The following is a 20,654-nucleotide window of genomic DNA, read 5'->3' as shown; positions in this document are numbered from 1 at the left end:
GTCCAGTCCCGCTACCCTAGTTGAGGAGCCCGGCGTGGACCATGGCCGAATGGACTTTCGCCTGGGTCCCGGGCTGGATCCGTACCATCGGCAGGCGCACCTCGTCCTCGCAGTGCCCCAGCAGCTTGGCGGCGTACTTCACCGGAGCCGGATTGGATTCGACGAAGAGAGCCTGATGCAGCGGCATCAGCCGGTCGTTTAGCTCGCTCACCCGGTCGAGATCGCGGTCCTTCCAGGCCGCATGCAGCTCGGCGCAGAGCCGCGGCGCAACGTTGGAGGTTACCGAGATACAGCCATGCCCGCCCTGGGCCAGAAACGGAACGACCGTCGCGTCCTCGCCCGAAAGCTGAGCGAAGTCATCCCCGATCGCAGCCTTCGTCAGCGCCGGGCGGGTCAGGTCCGCCGTCGCATCCTTCACACCCACGATATTTGGCAACTCCGCCAGCCGCGCCATGGTTTCGACCGACATATCGACGATGCAACGTCCGGGAATGTTGTAGATCACGATCGGGATCTCGACCGCATCGTGAATCGCCTTGTAATGCTGGTACAACCCTTCTTGGGTCGGCTTGTTATAATATGGCGTCACCACAAGCGCAGCATCGGCGCCGACCTCCTTCGCGTGGCGCGTCAGCATGATGGCCTCGTCGGTGGAATTCGACCCTGTCCCGGCGATCACCGGCGCTTTGCCTTTCGCAGCCTCGATGCAAAGGGCCGTTACGCGCATGTCTTCCTCATGGCTCAGCGTCGGGGATTCCCCCGTCGTCCCGCAGGAGACCAGTGCGCTCGTTCCTTCCTCGATCTGCCACTCTACGAAGCGCTGAAAGGCATCTTCATCCAGCTGCCCATCACGAAAAGGTGTGATAAGCGCGGTGATGGAGCCCGAAAACAAAGGGCCGGACATGATCAAATTCCCTGAAATCACTAGGTTTTCCGCGGCCCACAGCGGGCCCGGTGACCGGGGAACATAGCCCTTGCATCGTTTGGGAGCAAGCGGCGCAGACAAGCTGCGGCCCTTGCGAGCGGGCCACCGCTCACATTACCCTCAGCCGTCTTTCGGAAAGCAGTCGGAGTCCGCAGTGGTCCCGCAATTCGGCAAGAGCGCCAAGGCCTTTCTTCTCGCCCTTGTCGGCCTTCTGGTGGTGGCCGCTGCACCGGCCACGGGGGCCAGCGCTGAAAAGCTGACAGCAACCGACCGTCAACTCTTCGCCTCCGCCCTGACGCTTTTCGAGAACGGACAGCACGACCGGGCTCTGGCCTTGGCACGCCAAGGCAGCCACGCCCTCGCCTCCAAGATCGTCGCATGGCGAAACCTCGGACGCCGGGAATCCGGCCACAGCTTCAGCGAGATTTCTGACTTCCTGGCGGCAAATCCAGGTTGGCCCGGGCTCTACAATCTCTACCGGAACGCAGAAGAAGTCCTGCCTGACACCTTGCCGGCTGCCCAGGTCCTGGCCTGGTTCGGAGAGCGCTTGCCGATTACCGGGCACGGTGCCCTACTCCATGCAGGGGCCCTTTGGGATAGCGGTCAGCAGATCCGGGCGCGGACAGCCGCTCGGCAGTACTGGGTTAGCGTCGATTTCGATGGCCAGGAAGAAGACGCTTTCCGAAAACGATTCAGGAGCGTGCTGACCAAGGAGGACGAGATCGCGCGCATGGACCGGCTGCTCTGGGATCATCGCACCACGGCGGCCCGCCGGCAGATATCGCGTGTGCCCCCTGGCCCTGCAGCCCTTGCCCGTGCCCGCCTGGCCCTGATCGGCAACCGGCCGGGGGTCGACGCCCTCATCGGCCGCGTCCCATCGCACCTGAGCGCCGATCCCGGCCTTATCTATGAGCGGGCCGTCTGGCGCCAGCGCCGGGGGCGCTTGGAAGGTGTTGTCGAATTGCTGGACAGCTTACCGGCCGGCACAGCAGAGAACTCCGCTTGGTGGCGGTTGCGGAACTGGGTCGTATGGCGTGCTCTAGATCGTAACGACTTCGATCTCGCCTACCGCATCAGCGCGCGGCATGGAAATGACGAAGGCGCCGCCTTCGCCGAAGGGGAATGGCTCGGTGGCTGGATGGCGCTGCGCTATCTTAAGAAGCCCGCGGTCGCCTACGAACATTTCATCCGCCTGCACGACGGCGTCTCGTCGGAAATCAGCAAGTCGCGGGGTGCTTTCTGGGCCGGCGAGGCCGCCAGCGAGCTCGGGCGGACGCAGGACGCGATGCAGTGGTACGGGAAAGCGGCGGCTTACCCGGCGACATTCTATGGTCAACTCGCCAGTCAGCGCATGGGCGTCGAACGACAGCCTGTCCTGGCCGCCTTGACCGCCATGCCGGCGCCACGGCGCGCGGCATTCGAGGCCAGCGAACTCGTCGCCGCAATCCGCCTCCTCGGAGAGCTGGATCAACCCCGCCTGCAGAACCTGTTCTTCGCGCGGCTTCGCCAAGACGCGAAAGACGAGTTCGATCATCGTCTTATCATCGAACTGGCCAATGAGGTGGAGCGTCAGGACTTGGCAATTCGTACAGCCAAGACCGCCCGGCGAAACGGTCATGACCTACATCTTCTTCTCTACCCAAAGCGAGCGTTGCCCGTGGGGCCGGCTCCGGAGGCGGCGCTCGTGCTGGCAGTCATGCGGCAGGAGAGCGAATTCTACCCCAAAGCCCGCAGTCCCGTCGGCGCACTCGGCCTCATGCAACTGATGCCGGCAACCGCGCGTCAGACGGCGCGCGGCCTCGGAATCCCTTTCAATCGTGACCGCTTGACCAGCGATCCCGACTATAATCTCCGCCTCGGCCAAGCTTTTCTCAAGGAGCTTTTGGAGCAGTTCGACGGATCCTATATCCTGGCTCTGGCCGCCTACAATGCAGGTCCGGCGCGCGCCGAGCGTTGGATCAAGGAATATGGCGACCCAAGAGACCCCAAGGTCGACGCGATCAACTGGATCGAGCGCATCCCTTTCAGTGAGACGCGTAATTACGTACAGCGCATTCTGGAGAGCCTGGTCGTCTACAGGGAAGGCCAGCCCAAGCAACCGCAACGCTGGGCCCTCCAGATCTCGCCGGCCGGATCTTAGGGAACAGTCAGGCCCCGATCGGGGGGGCGCCGTCTGAGATAATCGACAAGTCAGGGAATCAACTTCATGCCCATCGACCGGCTGCCTGAATACGCTTCCATCAAAGCTTGCGTTTTCGATGCCTACGGAACCCTTTTCGACGTTCACTCGGCAGTGCGGAACGGTGGACAGGCCCTGGGCGATAAAGCCGATGCCGTATCCGATCTGTGGCGCCAGAAACAACTCGAGTACACTTGGCTGCGCAGCCTTATGGGGGTGCATGCCGATTTCTGGCAAGTAACTTCCGACGGTCTGGACTTCGCCCTATCGTCACATGGGGTGACGGATTCCAACCTGCATGAAAGACTCATGAACTTGTATCTGCAACTGGATGCCTATGAAGAGGTGAAGTCCACGCTCCAAACCCTCAAGGCAAACGGACTGCAAACGGCGATACTGTCGAACGGCAGCCCCAGAATGCTGGAGGCCGCCGTGGAGTCTGCGGGCCTGGACCGCCTTCTGGATGCCAGCCTCTCCGTCGAAGAAGTGGGAATCTACAAGCCCGATCCCCGCGTTTACCAATTGACGCTTGATCGTCTGGGTGTAAAGAAGCAGGAAGTATGCTTCCTCTCCAGCAACGGCTGGGATGCGAAGGGGGCCGCCCATTTCGGTTTTCGGGTCGCCTGGATCAACCGCTTCAACCGTGAGGTAGAACGCCTACCCGGCGATCTGGCAACGGTTATTCACCGGCTCGACGACCTGCCTCCGCTTCTCGGAATTGCCTGAACAAATGAGAACACGGTTCCTTCCATGACACAGATGATACAGCCATCCGATACTTCTGCTCCTGCCGACCTCCCCACCTTCGAGGACGTGAAGGCTGCCGCCACGCGGCTGCGGGGGCTCGCCGTTCGCACTCCACTCATCGAATCACCGGCTCTGAACGCCGCCGTCGGCGGGCGTGTCTTGATGAAGGCGGAGACCCTGCAGCGCACTGGGTCTTTCAAATTCCGTGGGGCCTTCAACCGGATCAGTCAGATTCCCGATCGGGACAAGGCCGGTGGGGTCGTCGCCTATTCGTCCGGAAACCACGCCCAGGGAGTAGCGGCCGCGGCGGCTCTCTTAGGCTTGCCGGCGGTCATCGTCATGCCGGCGGACGCCCCGGCGATCAAGGTCGAAAATACGCGAGGTTATGGCGCCGAGGTGGTGTTCTATGACCGCTATAAAGAATCGCGCGAAGAAATCGGATTGGCAATTGCCGCCGATCGCAAAGCCACGCTGGTAAAGCCTTACGACGACCCCGGCGTCATCGCCGGTCAGGGGACTTGCGGCCTGGAAATCTTCGAGGAAGCAACGGCCCGAGAGACCAAACTGGATAGGCTGCTGGTCTGCTGTGGCGGCGGCGGGTTCACTGCGGGCTGTGCGCTGGCTCTTGAGGCCCTCTCGCCGAGCACCCAACTCTTCGTCGTCGAGCCGCAAGGCTACGACGACACTCGCCTGTCCTTCGAGGCCGGACACCCGGTACCGCACGGCGACGCCGCGCCATCCATCTGCGATGCCTTGCTCTCACCGACGCCCGGAGACATTACCTTCGCGGTCAATCAACGTATAGCGAGCGGCGGACTTACAGTCACCGACACTGAAGTCAAAGCAGCGATGCGGTACGCGTTCCGTACTCTGAAGCTGGTCGTCGAACCGGGCGGCGCCGTTTGCCTGGCTGCGGTCTTGGCAGGCAAGATCGACGTCGCCGACCGCGTGCTAGGGCTGACCCTCTCCGGCGGCAACGTCGATGCCGAACTCTATTGTGCCATCCTCTCCGAGGACGACTAGCGCACGCGCTCAGCCAGCCACCGGCTTTGCCGCAGCGGCGGATCCCGAAGCGCCCCCGGAGGAAGCGGAACCGCTGGACGCCACGGAAGTGCTGCTCGATGGAGCCGACGAACGGCCTGCACCTTCCAGACGTTTGATATTGCCTTCGATGAAGGCACCGGCTTCGATCGCCAAGCTATCGTGAATGATATCGCCGATCACCCGAGCGGTTTTCGCCATGACCACCGACTTCGCCTTGACCGCACCGTCGATGGTGCCATGAATCCGGACCGTCTCACAGCTGATATGCCCCTTGACGTGGGCCCCCTCACCTACGGTCAGGGTCGCGCTGTCGATATCGCCCTCGACGTTGCCGTCGACCTGGATGTCGCCATCGCTCTTCAGATTTCCAGTGATTCGAAGATCCGCACTGATGATCGACGGCACCCCACTCTGAGAGGTGCTTCGCTTGGTTTCCGAGGAGGTTGAAGTCATCGGCTCGGGAGTGCTCGTGCTGTCTTTAGTCTTTGAAAACATGCTTACCTGCCGTGAGGAACTTCTTTGGGTTTAGCGGAACGCCTTTGTAGCGCACTTCATAATGCAAATGTGGACCGGTGCTGCGGCCCGAGGAGCCGACCAATCCGATCTTCTCACGATTAGCAACCTGCTGCCCCGATTTGACAAGAATCTTTTTTAGGTGTGCATAGCGCGTACGGACGCCGTGGCCATGGTCAATCTCGACCATGCGCCCGAAGGGACCGCTCCAGCCAGCAAAAATCACCTTCCCGGGCGCGGTGGCATAGACCGGAGTCTTCACCGGTGCACGGAAATCAAGACCGCGGTGCGTCGCCTTGCGCCCGTTGATCGGGTCGGTACGGGTACCGAAGCCGCTGCTCAACTGGTATTGCTCCAGAGGCACGCTAAGCGGCAGGGTACGCATGACGCGCTGCAAAGCGGACCAGCGGCTGAGCCTCAGGTCCAGCAGCGACAGGGCGATCTCCAGCTCCGCGTCGCCGTCAAAATCGCCGGTGTAGTCGCCGGCGACGAAGGGGCCGCCCTGAGAATTGCCGAGATCGCCGATCGATGCCAGCAGGTCGTCCAGCTTCAAGCCGGTCATGGCCACCGTCCGCTCCATCGTGTCGACGCTCAGTTCGGTGCGGTCGCGCAGCCTCTGGACGATGCTGTGCTGGGCCTGACGCATATCCACCATGCGTTGGCGCAGCTCGGCGACCTCTGTGCGCAGATCCTCGCGATCGCCTTGCAGGCCGTCCCCTCGGTGGATGGCATTTCCGAGCGAATCCTGTAGGGCCGCGATCTCCCGCTCCAGGCCATCGCGCCGCTTGCCCGCCTCGACCAGTTGGCTGTCCAGCAGCGTGATCTCGCCCTTCAGATCGCCTTCGACGGATTGTGCCACAGCCAGCTGCTCGCGGGATCTGGCAATATCGGTGCGCAACTCGGTCACCGTGAGGGCGAGCTGGCGTTTCTCCTCACTCACCCGCGCCAAAGACTCTTCGACTTCCTGCAGGCGCTGCCCCAGCATCTCCCGGGCTTCAGCCACGCGGTCCTTCTCGGCTTCCGTGTCCGACAGCACATCGCGCATGGAAGCCACCTGGGAACGGAGCTCAAGATTGCGGCCGACGATTTCGTGCAGATCATCCTCGAAACGCTGGAGCTTCTCGCGCAGTCCACCGCTGGCGACCGTGACCCGGTTTTCCTCGGTTTTGCTGCCCTTGAGATGCTGCTCGATGGCGGCAATATTGGCCTCGGCCTCCGCACCGCTCTCCAGCATGGACAGCAGGAAGGCCTGATTGCTTTCCAGGTTCTGGGTGATCTGCGCGAACTGCTGGTGATACTCCGAGACTTCTTGCAGCAGCTCGAAGTACGCAAGTTTGTGCTCATCGATCGTCTGATTCTTGCCGGCGATCACCAGGTTTTGAATAACCAGGGCACCGCTGGCGACGATCGACCAGCCCAACAATGTCACAACGGCCAAAGCCACCAGTTTTTGCGTACGGACAGGCAGCCGAATGACCGTCACACGGTCATTCGCGCGCAGGATCATTTCGCGCGGTACAAAGACCTGATTCAGAAGGTCAGCAACCCTGGCCTTCACGCCCATCCACATGTCGTGGCACGTCCTCCCTGTCACGCAAATGAAGCGGTCACTCGCCGCGGCTGGACATGGCGAGTACGCTTCTCTCACGCAATTCAGCGCAATCGCCGCTTCATTTCCCAAACAACTTCAGGGCGATAGCGAACTGCGCCGGTCGGTGCCTTTATAGGTTTCCCCCGGGATCAGCCCTCGAAAAAAGGCAGAACCTTTGATTGAAACCGCTTGGTTAAGACGCCGCTAACGTATCCGCACCGCATTCCTGAAGCAAGTATGAAGGCCGATTCCTAAGACATCGTGAAGCGGTGACGAAACTGCTGTGTCATCAAGAGGTAACAGCGTTAACCCCGCCTTAACGCGGCCGCGGCGAGCGGCGGCTTTGGCGCTAATGTCGGAAATATCTGGAAGATTCGCCGTCCCGTGCCACGGGCGGCATGGGGAAATTGGCGGACAGGGAGGGATTCGAACCCTCGATGCGGCTTTTAACCACATACTCCCTTAGCAGGGGAGCGCCTTCAGCCACTCGGCCACCTGTCCTCGCCGGGAAAAGCGGCTGATTTCCTAACGTCTTGCCGGGTAGTGACGCAAGCCCAAAGTGCAGCAGGAGTGCGATTTGGTCCGGATAAGCGTCAATAGCGTCAGTTTTCCCCCTCGCCGGCCCCGTCCTCGCAACCGGTCCCATACCCTGCCAGGATCTCCAACAGGGCCTTGGCTGCGGTGATGGGCTGATAGTCGTGCCGCATAGCAAGGCGGGTTTCAATCTCGGCGAACGGGCTAGGCAATGCCTCGATCTTCAGCGCACTCTGCACAGGGCGCCGGCGGACGGCCCGCTCGGGCGCCACGGCGAACCCCATTCCTGCCTCGACGCAGCCCAGAATGCCGTCGAACGAGCCCATCTCCACCACCTCTGTGTCGCTATGACCCGTTTCCCGCAGCCAGGTTTCAGCCCTCGCCCGATAGCTGCAGCCTTGGGTAAAAGCAAGGAGCGGCCCCTGGAGCCGACCGGAGACACCAGAGACCACGACCAGACGCTCTTGAAAGGCCGGAACGCTGGTGAAGCGGTCGGCATCCACCGGTGCGGCAACGAAGGCCGCATCTACCTTGCGGTCCCACAGCAGCCCCAGAAGGCGGGCGGTCGGCCCGGTCTGAAGGGATATCGGCGCCTTCGGGCAACGCGCCCTCAGCTTCTTCAATACCGCGGGCAAACGCGCGGCCGCGGCGGTTTCCATGGCCCCAAGCCGCAATGGCGCCGCACTGCCGGCGACATCCATCAGGTCGCGCTCGACCGCCTCGAATTGGGCGAGCAGCGCCACAGCCCGCTCATAAGCGCTCTGCCCGAAGGCGGTCAGCCGCGCCCCACCCCTGCCGCGCTCGAACAACGCTTGGCCGAAATGGCTTTCCAGGCGACGGATGCGGGTCGTGATGTTGGACTGGACGCAATTCATAGCCACGGCAGCAGCCGAAAAGCTGCCGTGATCGGCCACTGACACCATGGTGCGGAGGAGCAACACATCCATCAATCTATTTTATAGATGGAATCATATAGGAACAATCACTATTAATGACTCCCATCCAGCCCACCTCTCCGGCCTATCAACCTGTCAGCCTCCGCTTCTTGGCACTCCTCGGGCCGGATCGCCGATGTTCTTCGCCCTGATGCGGCTACCGATAGAGGGGGCCCACTGGCAACGGCCAGTTCAGCCGGCGGCAAAAGCCGCCGGTCGGCGAACTTCCGACCTGAACACGCGCCACAAGCTCTGCGCTGTGCGGCGCGCCGATCATCAGGTGGAGGCCAGTTCGAGCAGAGCATCAAGTCGCCGCAAGCCGAACCTCGAAGCCCACTCCAGCGGCTCGTGAAGCGACTTGCTGGGCAAAGAGCCGAGATCGGAAACAGGCCTGTACGGCGCAGGCCCCGGTCGCGCCCGGTCGGGCAAATGGCCTCCCTTACCGGAACAATGCAGCTTGAACAGCGAACAACTCATTCAAGCCAAGGCATTGACTTATGGCGACTTGCTTCAAAGTCAGCGATGCTGTCTTCGTTGGTCAGGCTCAGCCCGATCTCGTCCGTCCCCTTCAGCAGGCACTGACGGCGGAAGCCGTCGATCTCGAAGGCCGTCTCGTCACCATGACGGCCGGTTTCACAGCGCTCAAGTACTTCCAGGAAGATGAAGTGCGGTCTCTGAACGCGCTTGGAGACTACGCACGATCGGGCCTGACCAAGCTGTTTCGGACGTTGGATATCCCCGCCTGCGTTACCGGCTCTGCCTCGCTCTTCAGGATACATCTGAAGCCGACGCCGCCCGGAAACTTCCGCCAGACATTCCAGACGGCGAAGGAAAAGGCCGCCATCGGTACCATGGTCGCACGTCTCTATGACGAAGGAATCATGGTGATTTATACTGGTTCGGCGGCTCTTTCCACTCCGATGAGCCGCAACGAGGTCGACGTGTTGATCGATGCCTGCAGCCGGGTACTCAAGGCCATGCGCCCGCAGTTGGATAACCTCGCCTAATGGGGATGACTGTAGCCCCATCTAGCGGGATGACATCGCCCCCCTGAAGCCAGCCAACCTGCCGCTGTATGCGTCTTCGGACAGGCGGGACGTCCGGGCAAGTATCAGCGTGTTGTGGCGACCGCTCGCACATGATGTGGTCTGGCGAAGCGACTGATCATTCATCTGAATAACCGATAGCAAATTCGTCAAATTTGCAGTTCAGGTGCCTGCAGCCTGGTGCAATGCTAGGCACATGAGAAAAAGACTGACGACCCGCTTCACCGAACGCTTTGGGATCGAACACCCCATCGCCCTCGCCCCCATGGACAAGGTCGCTGGCGGCCGCCTGGCCGCGGCCGTCTCGGCCGCTGGGGGCCTCGGCCTTATCGGAGGCGGCTACGGCGAAGCAACCTGGCTCGACCAGGCCATTTCGGAGGCCGGCAACCAGCGTGTCGGCGTCGGCTTCATTACCTGGAGCGTGGCTCAGCAACCCGACGTCATTGAAGCTGCCTTGGCACGCGCGCCGGCCGGTTTGATGGTCTCCTTCGGCGACGCCGAGGATATCGTCGCAGCGGCGAAGGCCGCCGACGTGCCGACCCTGTGGCAGATCCAGCGGTTGAGCCAGGCCGAACAGGCCCTGCGGGCCGGGGTCGACGTTCTGGTGGTCCAGGGCCAGGAGGCTGGCGGGCACGGGATGGACCGCGGCCTCACTGCCCTTCTCCCGGCGGCCCGGGACCTGGCGGGTCCGGAGCAGATCATCCTCGCCGCAGGGGGCATCGCCGACGGACGCGGTCTCGCCGCCACGCTCATGCTGGGCGCCGATGGAGTAATGATGGGTACTCGTTTCTGGGCCACTACCGAGGCGGATGGCACGGCCGCAGCGAAAGCCGCTCTCGTCGCCACTGGAGGTGACGACACGGTCCGTTCCAAGGTCTTTGACATCGCCCGCGGTGTCGACTGGCCCTGGCACTTCACGGGCCGCATCGTCGCCAACAACTTCCTCAACCGCTGGCACGGGAATATCGACGGTCTGAAAGATGAGGCGGCGGCACAGCAGGCGATTTACGAGGCGTCCGACCCAGATGACTTCTCCACCCGCGTGCTCATCGCCGGAGAAGCCCTCGATCTCGTCGTGAGCATCGAGACCGCGCGCGATATCATCGAGGCGACCGTATCGGAGACACACGCGTTGCTCAGCAAGAGCAGTCGCTTTTTGGCCAGCTAAAACCGGCAAAAAAGGCACAAAAAAAATGGGGCCGCCCTAGGGCGACCCCATTGCTGCTGACAAACGCGAAGGAAAGCGATTAGCTACACAAGCCTTTGGTAATATAAAGGCAGATCGCGTCCACCATCCCGGCCTGGATCTCAGGGGTAATGTTCTCCCAGAGGTCGGATAGCTGTTCGGCCAGGTCGCTTTCCACCTGGGCCCGTGCCAATTGCCCTTCGAAGGCTTTGAGCCCCCCGGCGCTGTAGGTGATGACGTTGCCGTCCGGCGTCGCGAAGCTGAGCGTCGCGCTCTCGGCTTCCTTGCCCGAAAGCCATTCCGCCACAACCGGTGGGCCGCCGTCGACACCGGGATAGACAATGCGCCCGGCGGTCAGGCCGGCATAGTTGGCCGGCGACCAGTTGAAAGGGCTGTAGCTGCCCTCCGTACCTTCCTTGCGGTCTTTCGGATCGAGGGACTGCTGCCCGGTCGGCCCGAAAGTGCTGCAGGCACCGAGCAGAAGTCCGCAGGCTACGGCGGCAGCGACGCCACGAAGCATCCTTATTTGCATGAGAGCTACCCCGCCGATCGCTTGTTGGGGATCAGCCACACCAGACCGGTGGTGATCAGCGTGCCAATGGCGCCGACCACCTCCGGGTCCAGGGTCGTGAGCGCGGCGATGACTGTGGTAGCGGCGGTACCGATAGCGGCGGCCGCCGCCTTGTCGTAGGCGGTGAACATGATCTCTCCATGATGGTTGCGATAAAGAAGGTGTCGTCAGACGGCAGAAGCACCCGACGGTGCGATGCCCAGGCCGGCGAAAGAGATGCCGGACAGGCAGGCGGGAGCCCGGTGACTAAAGGGTCTTGGAGAGCAGAACGCCCGCGAGCAGCAGGATGATGCTGCCTTGGCCACCGATGACCCAGCCGGTCAGCCGGCGGTGTCCCTGCTCCATGGCCGTGCGGGTTTCGAAGATGCGTTGGCGCAGGTCTTTCATCTCGTCGCGGGCTTCGCGCCAGCGTTCGCTGCAACGGTCTTCGTGCGCGTCGATCTTCTGGTTGGCAATCCCGGCCTGCTCGCGCGCGATACGGTCCTCACCCATGTTAAGCCGCAGGGTCATGATCGCTCGCCGGCGCCCTGCGCCAGCCCTCGCCCGTCGCCACCGGACAGGTCAGCCCGTCCGGAAAGGTAAAGAAGGCCGTCCACGAGCCGTCCGGGCTCACCAGCACCTCGAAGAGGGCGCCAGTCGACGTCACCCCGGCATGCGCCGGCACCTCGCCGCTCGACCGTTCAAGGTTCTCAAAGATCGCCTCGCGCGGCACGCACTGCAGCGTGATGGCACCAGCGGGCGCCGGCAGACCGATTGCACTCAATGCTATGGGGATCACAGCCGCCAGAGGCGGCCAATCTCTAAGAGTCATCTGGCACTCCTATTCAGCGGACTGGGGACTCCTTTTCGAGCCAGGCGATTCAACTCCTTCCTGTCGTCAGCGAGCCAAACTGAGGTTGATCGCGCCAAAACAAGAACCGGTAGCGGTGCTGAACGCTGTCTGGTCTATCCGCTTTGGCTGCAGCCGTCATCGATAGGTCACGGCCGCCAGCGCCAGAAGCGATCGCATTCGGCAGCTAACCCAAGCTGGACGAAGCGACTCTCCAGCGGCATCATCTGTTTCAGACCGTTACGTGGGATTGCACCAGTGATGGGCATCGGCGAGCGAGCAGACTCGTCACAGAGACGGAGATCGACATCGTCCTAAGGACACGTTCGCCACTTCCACTAGTCGCCGTGCCGTGGACCTCACAGCGGACGCCCCAATTCATGGCAGCAGGGAGGTCAGGTACGCTCCTGAGCAACCAAAGCTGCTCCATGAATCGGGGAGCGTGTCGGCATGACCACAGCTGCAAGAGCAGCGAATCTCCAACTCGACAAAATTGGGATACTACGACCAGTCGAGGCCGCTTGGGTTGGACATCGATATCAACAACGAAAAAACCCGCTTTCGCGAGCTCTGCGAAAATAAGAGGGATTTGGGATGCTTATATCCGGCGAAAGACCAAAGCCCTGTTATAGATGACCTCGTGCACGCCCTGTGGGGTTTCATAGGGTGCCAGGCTCTCGCGTAGCTGCGCCTCCCGGGCTGCGGCCTCGTCACCCAGCTTGTCACGCCCGGACAATGAATATGAGAACATTCGCTCGACCAAGGTATCTACCGATATCCTGTTCTCAGCGCGCCAGACGCGTTCACCTAGGTTCCGGAAGTCAGTGTCCGAGAAAAACGCCGGCGCCGTCCGACCAAGATCCCTCGCCTTGCCTGAAAAAGTTCCATGGCGTGCCGCGCGGAAGGCCGGATACCACGGTGTTTCGGGTGCAACGGTGCCAGACTCGCAGACGATAACGTGGCCACCGGCGCGGACATGACGGGAAAGCTGCTTTAGTGTCGCCTCGCGCGGAAGCCAGTGGAGCGCCCGGCCAATGGTAACAAGATCGAAATCACCTGCATCCTCCGGCATCAACTCTATCGGGCATTCCAGAAAGGTGACCTCGCAACCAAGGGCATAGCGTCGGCAGCGCGCTTCACCCAGCATTGACGGGTCGGAATCGAGAAGAACTGCGCGGCTCACATAAGGCGCGAACCCCGCAGCCAACGGACCCGGCCCAGCTCCGAGATCAAGCAATGAGGTGTCGCGGCAATGGATCAGTTTGGCCGCGAAGAACTTGAAGAACGCCGGGATATAAGGGGTTCTGGCGTGGTAGGAGCGAGCCGCCAAAGAGTACGATGGGCGAACGTTAGTCACTTTGTTCCTCTCAGGGTGGAAAACCAAATGCTTGTTCCTACCAGATAAGATGTCAACCTTTGATTGTTCACGACATCCCGCTATGCGGAGTTGAAGGCAGCAATTGCCCCGCCAACGAAAGCAGCCCCGCCCCCGCCCGACATGGTCAGAACGGTGCTGTGGCTGGCGGCATCTGCGATCTTGGTGGCCACCCCATGACCAATATCAACACCCGTCACGTTTAGGCCGTACTCACGACGACTTACAAAGCCGTTATTCCAAGAGAACGAAATGGGCCCTTCACTGACTCCGTGAGAAGCCACAAGTAGGCAATTATTGTTGGAAGTGGTCGTCGACCCCGATGAAGAGGTCGTTTGCTTGGTACCGCTGATCAGGGACGCCGATCCTGGTGTTCCCTCTAGCAACCCACTAGAAGCGTTCCCCGACCACTCCATGAGAAACAGCGACATATTGTCCTGCCCGTTGCCGACACCAAAATCCATCGTGAAGGTCGAAGTCTCGGAAGCACCTGCCACCTTGTAGTGAATGCCGTTCGATAGAAAGTCGTTATCCGGCGACCCCATGTTTAGGGCTTGGTCAATGGCGACAGCGAGATCGTTGATAGAAGGAGAGGCGTGATCTAGATACCCAGAGTCCGTAGAGGCGTAACAAGCGACGATGAGATTGCCCTCAGTCGGAGCGCTACCAAATACCGCTGCTAGTGTTTCCTGCCCGGTAGAGTAGGCGTTCACAGTGTTGAAAGCTGACTGTTCCAGCGTCCATTCAGCGCTTCCCGTCGCGATGAACCGGGCCGGGTTGATGAGAAAGCCCATACCTACCTCCTATGTCGCCGTCTTATAACCGATGAGCGCAATCTTGAGGCCGGTGGCGTTGGTGCCGGCGGCATCGATGTCGATAGTAATCTCAGCGTCATCGGCCAGGCTATTGTCACTGATCACCGCGGCAGTGGCCGCCGTGGTACTGGTTTTTTCATTGGCATCTATGGTGATGACCGTGGAGAGCACCGACAAGCCGCCTTCATTGATATCGATCGAAACGACGCCGGAGCTGGAAGCCGTCGTCAAAGAAGCGCGCACCCCGCTCAGGGTCATGGCATGAGGGAGGCGGAAGGTCACCTTGCCGATGCCGGTGGTCAGCGCAGTGCTTTCGTCGCCGACAGCGACGATCAAAGTGATGGGAACTGCATCCTTCGCTGCCTGGTGGACCCTTTGCGGAGTCCAGGTGTACTGAGTGGTGTTGGCGCCGTCTTCGGCCTGTACTTGGCCTGCAACGGCTGGATTGGCATCCGCCCCGGCAGCGATGCTGTCCAGCTTGGCTTTATCGCTGCCGGTCATAAAGCCTGCGGCTCCACTTGCGACCACATTGGAATGCGCGCTACCACCGCTTCCGGCGTGGCCCGCGCTCAGCTTTTCACTATCGAGCTCATTGATCGCCGCCTGCAGCGTTGTCGCCGAGACGCCACCGAATGGCGTATTGGTAATCTGCCCGGCATTGTAGTCACCGCTGTTCGCGACGACGGCGCCTTGCCGGCCATGCACGGAAACGACCTGGTCCGTGTTGTCGATCTTCTCCCAGGCGGCGCCATTGTTGACGACATAGTCCCCGACGCTCCACTGAGAAACGCCGTCGAGGCTCGTCGTCCCCGCCGCCGAGACACGGTAGTAATGGCCCTGGCTGCCGCCCCCGCCGCTGCCGGAGAGCGCCGGCGCGTTCGTCGCGGCGTTCCAGGCGCCCTGATACTGCAATGCGCCAAGCACGGCGTCCGGCAACTGCACCGTCGGCACCTTGCCGCCGCCGTCGAGCGCGGCATAACCATTGGCCACACCCTTGTTGCCCGACAGCTCAAAGGCCGCCGCCTCCAAGCCGTCCAGAAGGTCCGCGTCGAGACCGGACCCCGCACCATCCACCGTCTGCAGGATCGTGCGCAGTTGCGCCGCCGTCAGGTCTTGCGGGTCGCCGGCGCTTGCTCCGGCCGCCCGGCCCTTGAGGGTCGCCTCGGCCATGTTTGACAGCTTGGCGTTGCCCACAGCGTCGTCGTCGATCTGCGCCGCGGCGATGGTATTCACCACCGCCAGAGCGCCGAGCGTGAACCATTCGGCGTCGTAGCTTTCGTCAGAGGCCTTGCGCAGTGCCTGGCCGGTGGTGCCGCCGGAGGGCACCGCCGCCTCCTGCGGGATCTGCCATTCCAGCTCGGTCCCGGAAGGCTTCACCCCCAGGATCTTCCCCGCCTCCGGCTCCGGGAACTCCACGTCGGCCAGCGCAGTGCTCTCCTTGAACTTCAGCGCCCGGCTCAGCGACTCCTCGACCTGCTGGTCGCGCAGGGCGGCCAGGTCGGCCATGCCTTCGACGGCGGTGGAGGGAAAGGCCCCGCCCAGCGGCAGGGAGGTTTCCTGGCGTGCCGGCACGGCCAGCTTCACCACCAGGGTCTCCCCCGCGGCCGGGGTGTAGTCGGTCGGGCTGGTGTTCACCGTCACCGTGCCGCCGCCCGGCGCCCCGGCGCCGCTCAGGGCGTATTCGCTGCCTTCGGTCCAGAGGGTCTCGCCGCCGACGGCACTGCGCAACACGACCCGCACGTGGTCGTTGTCGAGGAACTTGAAGCCTGTGGGAAAGCTGGTCGTCGTGCCGTCGCCGGCATAGCGGCTCTTGGCCGTCGTGGTAGAGATCGTCATGCGCTGCTCCTGGCAGGACTCATGGTGGGTTGCTCCGGGGATGAGAGGTGGGTGGGGTTTCGGAAGCCGCGGAGTGACAGCCGCTGCGGCCGGAGGGACCGATCAAAAAGGCCTGGGAAGTGGTCTCTCGGGGGCAGGTTGCCCGCCCTCACGTCAAAAAGAACAAAGATTGAACAAAAAAGCAATCACCGGTAGAGTAACTAGCCGCTCGTGAACGACGGCTTGAAGCACTCGGCCTAACGGAGATGGAACATGCCGATAGATACACGCGGCGGCCAACCGTCACACATTCTATGCAGCATACTCATCGCGGTGCTCTTCTTCGCCGCGATAACGCCCGCTGACGCTGGATATGAAGAAGGGGAAAAAGCTTATAGGAATTATGACTTTGCAACTGCATACAAGGAATGGACAGCTGCAGCCAATGCGGGTGATAGCCGGGCCCTCTACTTCCTAGGTCTCATGCACATGTGGGGCAAATGAGTCGAAAGAGATCATAGGAAGAAAATGGACTTTTTCTTGCAGGCCGCAAAGGCCGGAGAGCCAAGAGCCCAATACACAGTGGGTACCATCCTGGCTCTGCTCGAAGACCCCTTAGGTTTGACCGGCGTCCGCAAGAGCGACTACGGCTCAGTGGGTTTCAGCTGGGTAATGCGGGCCGCCTTGAAAGGCGTCGGGCCCGCATACGAAGCTTTGGCTGAAATTTATTGTAAGGGGATCTTCGTTGATAGGGATACCGACTTGGCCGATGTCTGGTACATCATCGCGCGTCAAGACGACCCCTTCCTCCGCGCCATCTATCGAAATAGAGATACCGATCCCATTATCTGCGGTCCTGGCAGAGACTTCGACCCCGAACGCGCCAAGCATTTGCATGAAAGATCGATTGCTCGGCGCAAGGCCTTTGATCTTCCACCTGCGAGAGACGTCATGGATGCCGCTCCCGAGTGGATTTTCAGATAATGTCCCGCGGTGAAGCCGGAACTATTGTATTAGGTAATCGCGCCTTAAGAGTTCCTTCACCGATTTGGCCAAGAGATCGCTGGCTTCCTCCGTCGTCAGGGCGCTGCCGATCCCCCAGAGATCAAAAGCCACAGTACCTGCCTTCTTGGCCCCTTTGGCAAGGGTTCCGCCGGCCGGCGCCAAGTCGAGCAAGGTTTCTCCTAGCGACTGGATGAGGCCGATATCACCCGCCGCTTCGACTTGTTCTGCTAGTTTTCCAAGAGATACCTTCAATTCAGATTTCGTCTGAGCCCAAGGAAGACGAAGGGGATCATCGATTGCAGTCCAAGCAAGATCTCTGACATCACCCCGCTTGATGTCGATACCGGCCTGGATCCCGGCTGCGACGAGGTTTTCGATTCGGCGCTCAAATTCTGCCGCACCATACAATCTTGCGGCCTCCCGGGTACCCCAGAATTCGCGCAACGCCGGCAATAGCAAAGCCGCTGCGGCTTCGTCCTCTATCTCATAATCCATGTCGAACGCATCGAAGAATGCCTGCACTTCAACCACTGCATACTCTTGCTCTCGAGGACGGAATGCGGAATTGTCGAAACTGTATCCACGTGACGGCACAAGCCATTCAATACCGGCCTCATCCGCTGCTAGTCTATGCGCTCGCCGTGGCCCATTGCCTTCTACAATGAGTTTCTTGACACCAAGCTTTATGGCCAGGTGCCGCATATCCTCACTCACACCGGCCTCCTCAGCAGCCTGCCCCAACTGGGCAATGAGACGCCGCAAGAGCAAGTCATCTGGGCTTTGGTCCAGCGCTTGCGTGTCGATATCACTCACGAATAAGTCCCGGTGTCTGCGCAACACCTCCTGCTCGTCGAAAACACGCTTCGGGACCGGCTTCCGCAGGGGCAACGGCGGCGCGCCTTTGTCGGCACCTTCTCTATCCTCGATCTCGGCGCTGTGGCCTGCGGCCTCCTGCCCCTCCCCGATCACCCCCTCCGTCGCCTCCTCGATCACGTCGCCTTCGGGCGTCTTCGCCTCGCCCTGGCTTTCGCCTGCCTGGGCGAGCCGCCCGGAAACCTCCGGGCCACCGCCGGAATCACCCGTCAGGGAATCGTTGAGCGGCAGCCCGGCCTCAACCAGGTCGGCCATCACCGCGCCGGCCTGATCGCCGTAGGCCGCCTGCAATTCCTTCAACGCGGCGGCGCGCTGCTCCGGCGTCATCTGCCGCAGCCCGGCGATGAACCGGGTGCGCTCGTCCTTGGTCAGCGCGTTCTGCTGGTCCGGCGTCAGGCCAAGGGCCTCCTGTGCCGCCTCCTCCTCCGCGAGCTCACGCCCAAAAGAACAAAGATTGAACAAGAAAACAATCAACGGTAGAGTGGTTGGACTTTCGACAATGAACCTTCAGGCCGTGGCTAGCCCGGCCGGCGGAGACTAGAAATGCTGTCACATCTCCACTCCAGCGCAGTGAGAAGCGGTTCCTATGCCCTATTGGCCGCGGTCTTCTTGCTGGCCGGTTTCCCGGCGGAGGCAGCCGACCTGGATCTCGCAGCCCGCGCCTTGGAAGAAGGCAACTACGAAGCTGCCTACCGGGAAGTTCAGCCCCTGGCCGAGCAGGGAGATAAAACCGCCCGCTTCGTCGCCGCCCTCGCAAAAGCGATGATGGAGGCCAAAGAGGCAGAGGAGAACCGGCTCGTGGCGACCGGCCCAATCGACCTGCGCGAATATGACGAGCGTTATCGGCCCAAGCGATCAGAAGTGGACCAAGCACGGTTCGAGAAAGGTATGGAGCTATACGAATCTGGTCGCTTCGAAACAGCGCTTCAGGAATGGCTCCCGCTCGCAGAGGCGGGGGACGCGGAAGCTCAATATGAGGTCGGCAGGCTTTTTTCCGCGGGAAAGGGCGTAGAGAAGGATAAGGAAAGGGCTCGGGGTTTTATCCTCAGGTCCGCGCAGCAGGGGTATGGTGCGGCTCAGGGTGATTTGGCGGTATCCACTAACCCTTTCGGCTATTCCAATGAGGAAGCATTGCAGCGCGAAGCTTTCTACTGGGGCATGCGGGCCGCTGCAAATGGCGAGCCCTGGGGGTATGAGGTTGTATCAAGTGCCTACTGCTATGGTGAGGGCGTAGATAGGAACCCGGTGCTGGCAGACATTTGGCTTTATCTGGTCTTCTCGGAAAAGAACCGTTTTCTAAGCTACGCCTGCAGCAACGATGTCGAGTATGGCGCATCCTATCATCAGGCTATTAAGGAAAGGGCTGAAGCTCTGAGCAAAGCCTATGATATACCGATGCCCCCGCAGAATTGAACCGGCTTTCCAGTAACCTCCAACACAACGGGCAGAGCGCCGGTCAAGGACCACGGGACTGACAACACCCGAACTCTAGACCACAGGGCGTCCAAGTTTTACAATCCGGCACCTTTGATGGCCCTGGAATCCACGACGATGATCTTCCGGTGGATCGCCTCATTGACAAGATCCGTGAACACCCTATGCGACTCTGCGGTCTCGATCGAATCGGAAAGCCCGATGGCATTAAGGGCGAGACCGGCCACCTGCTTCACTCTTCCGACAGGAGCAAAGAGCTCTACGAGCGCACTCAACAGCTCTAGGCCGACACTCTGATTCGCTGATTCGCGCAGCCTTTCCCCCAAGGCCCCAATTGACGATGTCAGCTCGATATCGGTCAAAGACCAAGGGTGTTTGTATGGTGACTTGACTACACTCTTCCCTAGACGCCGAAGTTCTGCTCCAAAGGTGTCGCGCAGACCACGCCCCCACCCTTCACTCATCATATCCGCAATAACTCGCCCGAGTCTTTCGCTGCCGGCTAGTCCCTCTTCTCGGATGATGTAGCGGATTTGTGAGAACTCCTTAAGCACTTCCAAAACACGGTCGTTGATGGCACCCCGCGGCGCACTCCCGCTGATGCCCATTCTGTTCATCAGAATCTGAACCTGCTCGCGCGACGTACCTTCAAGTTTGGGAATTTGCAGTCGTCCTTCGACACTCTCATCTTCCCGCAACGGATTGGGCTTCGGCCGTGACGAAGGCAGGCTGAATTCCATATCTTCCAGCGGCTCCTGTCCTTCACCCTGCCTTCCGAAAACTTCCCGCCCTTCGGCGATCAGCTTTTCCGCCCTCTCCTCAACCACGTCGCCTTCGGGCGTCTTCGCCTCGCCCTGACTTTCGCCTGCCTGGGCGAGCCGCCCGGAAACCTCCGGGCCGGCGCCGGGATCACCCGTCAGGGAATCGTTGAGCGGCAGCCCGGCCTCAACCAGGTCGGCCATCACCGCGCCGGCCTGATCGCCGTAGGCCGCCTGCAACTCCTTCAACGCGGCGGCGCGCTGCTCCGGCGTCATCTGCCGCAGCCCGGCGATGAACCGGGTGCGCTCGTCCTTGGTCAGCGCGTTCTGCTGGTCCGGCGTCAGGCCAAGGGCCTCCTGTGCCGCCTCCTCCTCCGCGCCCTCACGCCCAAAAGAACAAAGGTTGAACAAGAAAACAATCAGCGGTAGAGTGATTGGACTTTTGGGAATGAAGCTTCAGGCTGCTGGCCCCAAGGAGA

The 20,654-nt window shown here is 61.2% G+C and carries 20 protein-coding genes and 1 tRNA gene; 7 read left to right on the top strand and 14 right to left on the bottom strand.

Going from position 1 to position 20,654, the window contains the following annotated elements; all coding sequences use genetic code 11:
• Positions 1–16: 16 nt before the first annotated feature.
• Positions 17–904, bottom strand: a complete 888-nt coding sequence (gene dapA / locus AAFN88_RS12940) for a 4-hydroxy-tetrahydrodipicolinate synthase (protein ID WP_347520729.1) — start codon at positions 902–904, stop codon at positions 17–19.
• A 175-nt stretch (positions 905–1,079) separates the two neighbouring features.
• Here dapA and AAFN88_RS12935 point away from each other — a divergent pair, with 175 nt between their 5' ends.
• The 3 genes from AAFN88_RS12935 to AAFN88_RS12925 all read left to right on the top strand — a co-directional run bounded on the left by AAFN88_RS12935 (position 1,080) and on the right by AAFN88_RS12925 (position 4,874).
• Positions 1,080–3,065 (top strand): lytic transglycosylase domain-containing protein, encoded by a 1,986-nt coding sequence (locus AAFN88_RS12935; RefSeq protein ID WP_347520728.1) that lies wholly within the window; start codon positions 1,080–1,082, stop codon positions 3,063–3,065.
• Positions 3,066–3,131: 66 nt separating this feature from the next.
• Positions 3,132–3,830 carry a haloacid dehalogenase type II gene (locus AAFN88_RS12930; protein ID WP_347520727.1) on the top strand — a complete coding sequence of 233 codons (699 nt, stop codon included), beginning with the start codon at positions 3,132–3,134 and terminating at the stop codon, positions 3,828–3,830.
• Between the two features lie 24 nt (positions 3,831–3,854).
• Complete coding sequence (locus AAFN88_RS12925; protein WP_347520726.1) at positions 3,855–4,874, top strand: threonine/serine dehydratase; 1,020 nt, start codon at positions 3,855–3,857, stop codon at positions 4,872–4,874.
• Between the two features lie 9 nt (positions 4,875–4,883).
• Here AAFN88_RS12925 and AAFN88_RS12920 read toward each other — a convergent pair whose 3' ends face one another.
• From AAFN88_RS12920 to AAFN88_RS12905, 4 genes are all read right to left on the bottom strand, one after another.
• Entirely contained in the window at positions 4,884–5,390 is a 507-nt protein-coding gene (locus AAFN88_RS12920; protein ID WP_347520725.1) for a polymer-forming cytoskeletal protein, read from the bottom strand.
• A complete protein-coding gene (locus AAFN88_RS12915; RefSeq protein ID WP_347520724.1) occupies positions 5,374–6,978 on the bottom strand; it encodes a peptidoglycan DD-metalloendopeptidase family protein in 1,605 nt (534 codons plus the stop codon). Before AAFN88_RS12915 ends, AAFN88_RS12920 begins: the two co-directional genes overlap by 17 nt.
• Positions 6,979–7,407: 429 nt before the next feature.
• Positions 7,408–7,500: transfer RNA gene (locus tag AAFN88_RS12910), tRNA-Ser, on the bottom strand.
• A 101-nt stretch (positions 7,501–7,601) separates the two neighbouring features.
• Complete coding sequence (locus AAFN88_RS12905; protein WP_347520723.1) at positions 7,602–8,480, bottom strand: LysR family transcriptional regulator; 879 nt, start codon at positions 8,478–8,480, stop codon at positions 7,602–7,604.
• Between the two features lie 485 nt (positions 8,481–8,965).
• Between AAFN88_RS12905 and AAFN88_RS12900 the strand changes: the two genes are divergently transcribed.
• On the top strand, positions 8,966–9,475 hold the full coding sequence (locus AAFN88_RS12900; protein ID WP_347520721.1) for a hypothetical protein: 510 nt from the start codon (positions 8,966–8,968) through the stop codon (positions 9,473–9,475).
• A gap of 235 nt (positions 9,476–9,710) precedes the next feature.
• Positions 9,711–10,682 (top strand): nitronate monooxygenase, encoded by a 972-nt coding sequence (locus tag AAFN88_RS12895; protein WP_347520720.1) that lies wholly within the window; start codon positions 9,711–9,713, stop codon positions 10,680–10,682.
• Between the two features lie 79 nt (positions 10,683–10,761).
• On the opposite strand, the gene AAFN88_RS12890 is transcribed toward AAFN88_RS12895, so the two are convergent.
• From AAFN88_RS12890 to AAFN88_RS12860, 7 genes are all read right to left on the bottom strand, one after another.
• Positions 10,762–11,232, bottom strand: coding sequence for a hypothetical protein (locus AAFN88_RS12890; protein WP_347520719.1), 471 nt, complete (start codon positions 11,230–11,232; stop codon positions 10,762–10,764).
• A 5-nt stretch (positions 11,233–11,237) separates the two neighbouring features.
• Positions 11,238–11,402: a hypothetical protein gene (locus AAFN88_RS12885; protein WP_347520718.1), complete on the bottom strand. Its 165-nt coding sequence runs from the start codon at positions 11,400–11,402 to the stop codon at positions 11,238–11,240.
• Between the two features lie 115 nt (positions 11,403–11,517).
• Positions 11,518–11,781, bottom strand: coding sequence for a hypothetical protein (locus tag AAFN88_RS12880; RefSeq protein ID WP_347520717.1), 264 nt, complete (start codon positions 11,779–11,781; stop codon positions 11,518–11,520).
• Positions 11,765–12,082, bottom strand: coding sequence for a hypothetical protein (locus AAFN88_RS12875; RefSeq protein WP_347520716.1), 318 nt, complete (start codon positions 12,080–12,082; stop codon positions 11,765–11,767). The genes AAFN88_RS12880 and AAFN88_RS12875 overlap by 17 nt, the downstream gene beginning before the upstream one ends.
• Positions 12,083–12,698: 616 nt before the next feature.
• Positions 12,699–13,457 carry a class I SAM-dependent methyltransferase gene (locus tag AAFN88_RS12870; protein WP_347520715.1) on the bottom strand — a complete coding sequence of 253 codons (759 nt, stop codon included), beginning with the start codon at positions 13,455–13,457 and terminating at the stop codon, positions 12,699–12,701.
• Between the two features lie 80 nt (positions 13,458–13,537).
• Positions 13,538–14,269: a hypothetical protein gene (locus tag AAFN88_RS12865; RefSeq protein ID WP_347520714.1), complete on the bottom strand. Its 732-nt coding sequence runs from the start codon at positions 14,267–14,269 to the stop codon at positions 13,538–13,540.
• Positions 14,270–14,278: 9 nt separating this feature from the next.
• Positions 14,279–16,126, bottom strand: a complete 1,848-nt coding sequence (locus AAFN88_RS12860) for a hypothetical protein (protein ID WP_347520713.1) — start codon at positions 16,124–16,126, stop codon at positions 14,279–14,281.
• Between the two features lie 507 nt (positions 16,127–16,633).
• Here AAFN88_RS12860 and AAFN88_RS12855 point away from each other — a divergent pair.
• Positions 16,634–17,089 (top strand): hypothetical protein, encoded by a 456-nt coding sequence (locus AAFN88_RS12855; RefSeq protein WP_347520712.1) that lies wholly within the window; start codon positions 16,634–16,636, stop codon positions 17,087–17,089.
• A 21-nt stretch (positions 17,090–17,110) separates the two neighbouring features.
• On the opposite strand, the gene AAFN88_RS12850 is transcribed toward AAFN88_RS12855, so the two are convergent.
• Positions 17,111–18,457, bottom strand: a complete 1,347-nt coding sequence (locus AAFN88_RS12850) for a hypothetical protein (protein WP_347520711.1) — start codon at positions 18,455–18,457, stop codon at positions 17,111–17,113.
• A 69-nt stretch (positions 18,458–18,526) separates the two neighbouring features.
• On the opposite strand from AAFN88_RS12850, the gene AAFN88_RS12845 reads away from it, so the two are divergent.
• A complete protein-coding gene (locus AAFN88_RS12845) occupies positions 18,527–19,396 on the top strand; it encodes a hypothetical protein (protein ID WP_347520710.1) in 870 nt (289 codons plus the stop codon).
• A 98-nt stretch (positions 19,397–19,494) separates the two neighbouring features.
• Here AAFN88_RS12845 and AAFN88_RS12840 read toward each other — a convergent pair whose 3' ends face one another.
• Positions 19,495–20,586, bottom strand: a complete 1,092-nt coding sequence (locus AAFN88_RS12840; protein WP_347520709.1) for a hypothetical protein — start codon at positions 20,584–20,586, stop codon at positions 19,495–19,497.
• Between the last annotated feature and the right edge of the window lie 68 nt (positions 20,587–20,654).

This window comes from Pelagibius sp. CAU 1746, from assembly GCF_039839785.1.
Taxonomy (GTDB): Bacteria; Pseudomonadota; Alphaproteobacteria; order Kiloniellales; family Kiloniellaceae; genus Pelagibius.
This window is presented reverse-complemented; position numbering and strand designations above follow the sequence as displayed.

What these genes read in the sequence shown, in the direction of transcription:
- AAFN88_RS12915 (WP_347520724.1), bottom strand. Translation starts at nt 6,978, where the DNA reads ATGTGGATGGGCGTGAAGGCCAGGGTTGCTGACCTTCTGAATCAGGTC.
- AAFN88_RS12855 (WP_347520712.1), top strand. Translation starts at nt 16,634, where the DNA reads ATGGACTTTTTCTTGCAGGCCGCAAAGGCCGGAGAGCCAAGAGCCCAA.
- AAFN88_RS12930 (WP_347520727.1), top strand. Translation starts at nt 3,132, where the DNA reads ATGCCCATCGACCGGCTGCCTGAATACGCTTCCATCAAAGCTTGCGTT.
- dapA (WP_347520729.1), bottom strand. Translation starts at nt 904, where the DNA reads ATGTCCGGCCCTTTGTTTTCGGGCTCCATCACCGCGCTTATCACACCT.
- AAFN88_RS12885 (WP_347520718.1), bottom strand. Translation starts at nt 11,402, where the DNA reads ATGTTCACCGCCTACGACAAGGCGGCGGCCGCCGCTATCGGTACCGCC.
- AAFN88_RS12845 (WP_347520710.1), top strand. Translation starts at nt 18,527, where the DNA reads ATGCTGTCACATCTCCACTCCAGCGCAGTGAGAAGCGGTTCCTATGCC.
- AAFN88_RS12865 (WP_347520714.1), bottom strand. Translation starts at nt 14,269, where the DNA reads ATGGGCTTTCTCATCAACCCGGCCCGGTTCATCGCGACGGGAAGCGCT.
- AAFN88_RS12920 (WP_347520725.1), bottom strand. Translation starts at nt 5,390, where the DNA reads ATGTTTTCAAAGACTAAAGACAGCACGAGCACTCCCGAGCCGATGACT.
- AAFN88_RS12880 (WP_347520717.1), bottom strand. Translation starts at nt 11,781, where the DNA reads ATGACCCTGCGGCTTAACATGGGTGAGGACCGTATCGCGCGCGAGCAG.
- AAFN88_RS12895 (WP_347520720.1), top strand. Translation starts at nt 9,711, where the DNA reads ATGAGAAAAAGACTGACGACCCGCTTCACCGAACGCTTTGGGATCGAA.
- AAFN88_RS12890 (WP_347520719.1), bottom strand. Translation starts at nt 11,232, where the DNA reads ATGCAAATAAGGATGCTTCGTGGCGTCGCTGCCGCCGTAGCCTGCGGA.
- AAFN88_RS12875 (WP_347520716.1), bottom strand. Translation starts at nt 12,082, where the DNA reads ATGACTCTTAGAGATTGGCCGCCTCTGGCGGCTGTGATCCCCATAGCA.
- AAFN88_RS12925 (WP_347520726.1), top strand. Translation starts at nt 3,855, where the DNA reads ATGACACAGATGATACAGCCATCCGATACTTCTGCTCCTGCCGACCTC.
- AAFN88_RS12900 (WP_347520721.1), top strand. Translation starts at nt 8,966, where the DNA reads ATGGCGACTTGCTTCAAAGTCAGCGATGCTGTCTTCGTTGGTCAGGCT.
- AAFN88_RS12860 (WP_347520713.1), bottom strand. Translation starts at nt 16,126, where the DNA reads ATGACGATCTCTACCACGACGGCCAAGAGCCGCTATGCCGGCGACGGC.
- AAFN88_RS12905 (WP_347520723.1), bottom strand. Translation starts at nt 8,480, where the DNA reads ATGGATGTGTTGCTCCTCCGCACCATGGTGTCAGTGGCCGATCACGGC.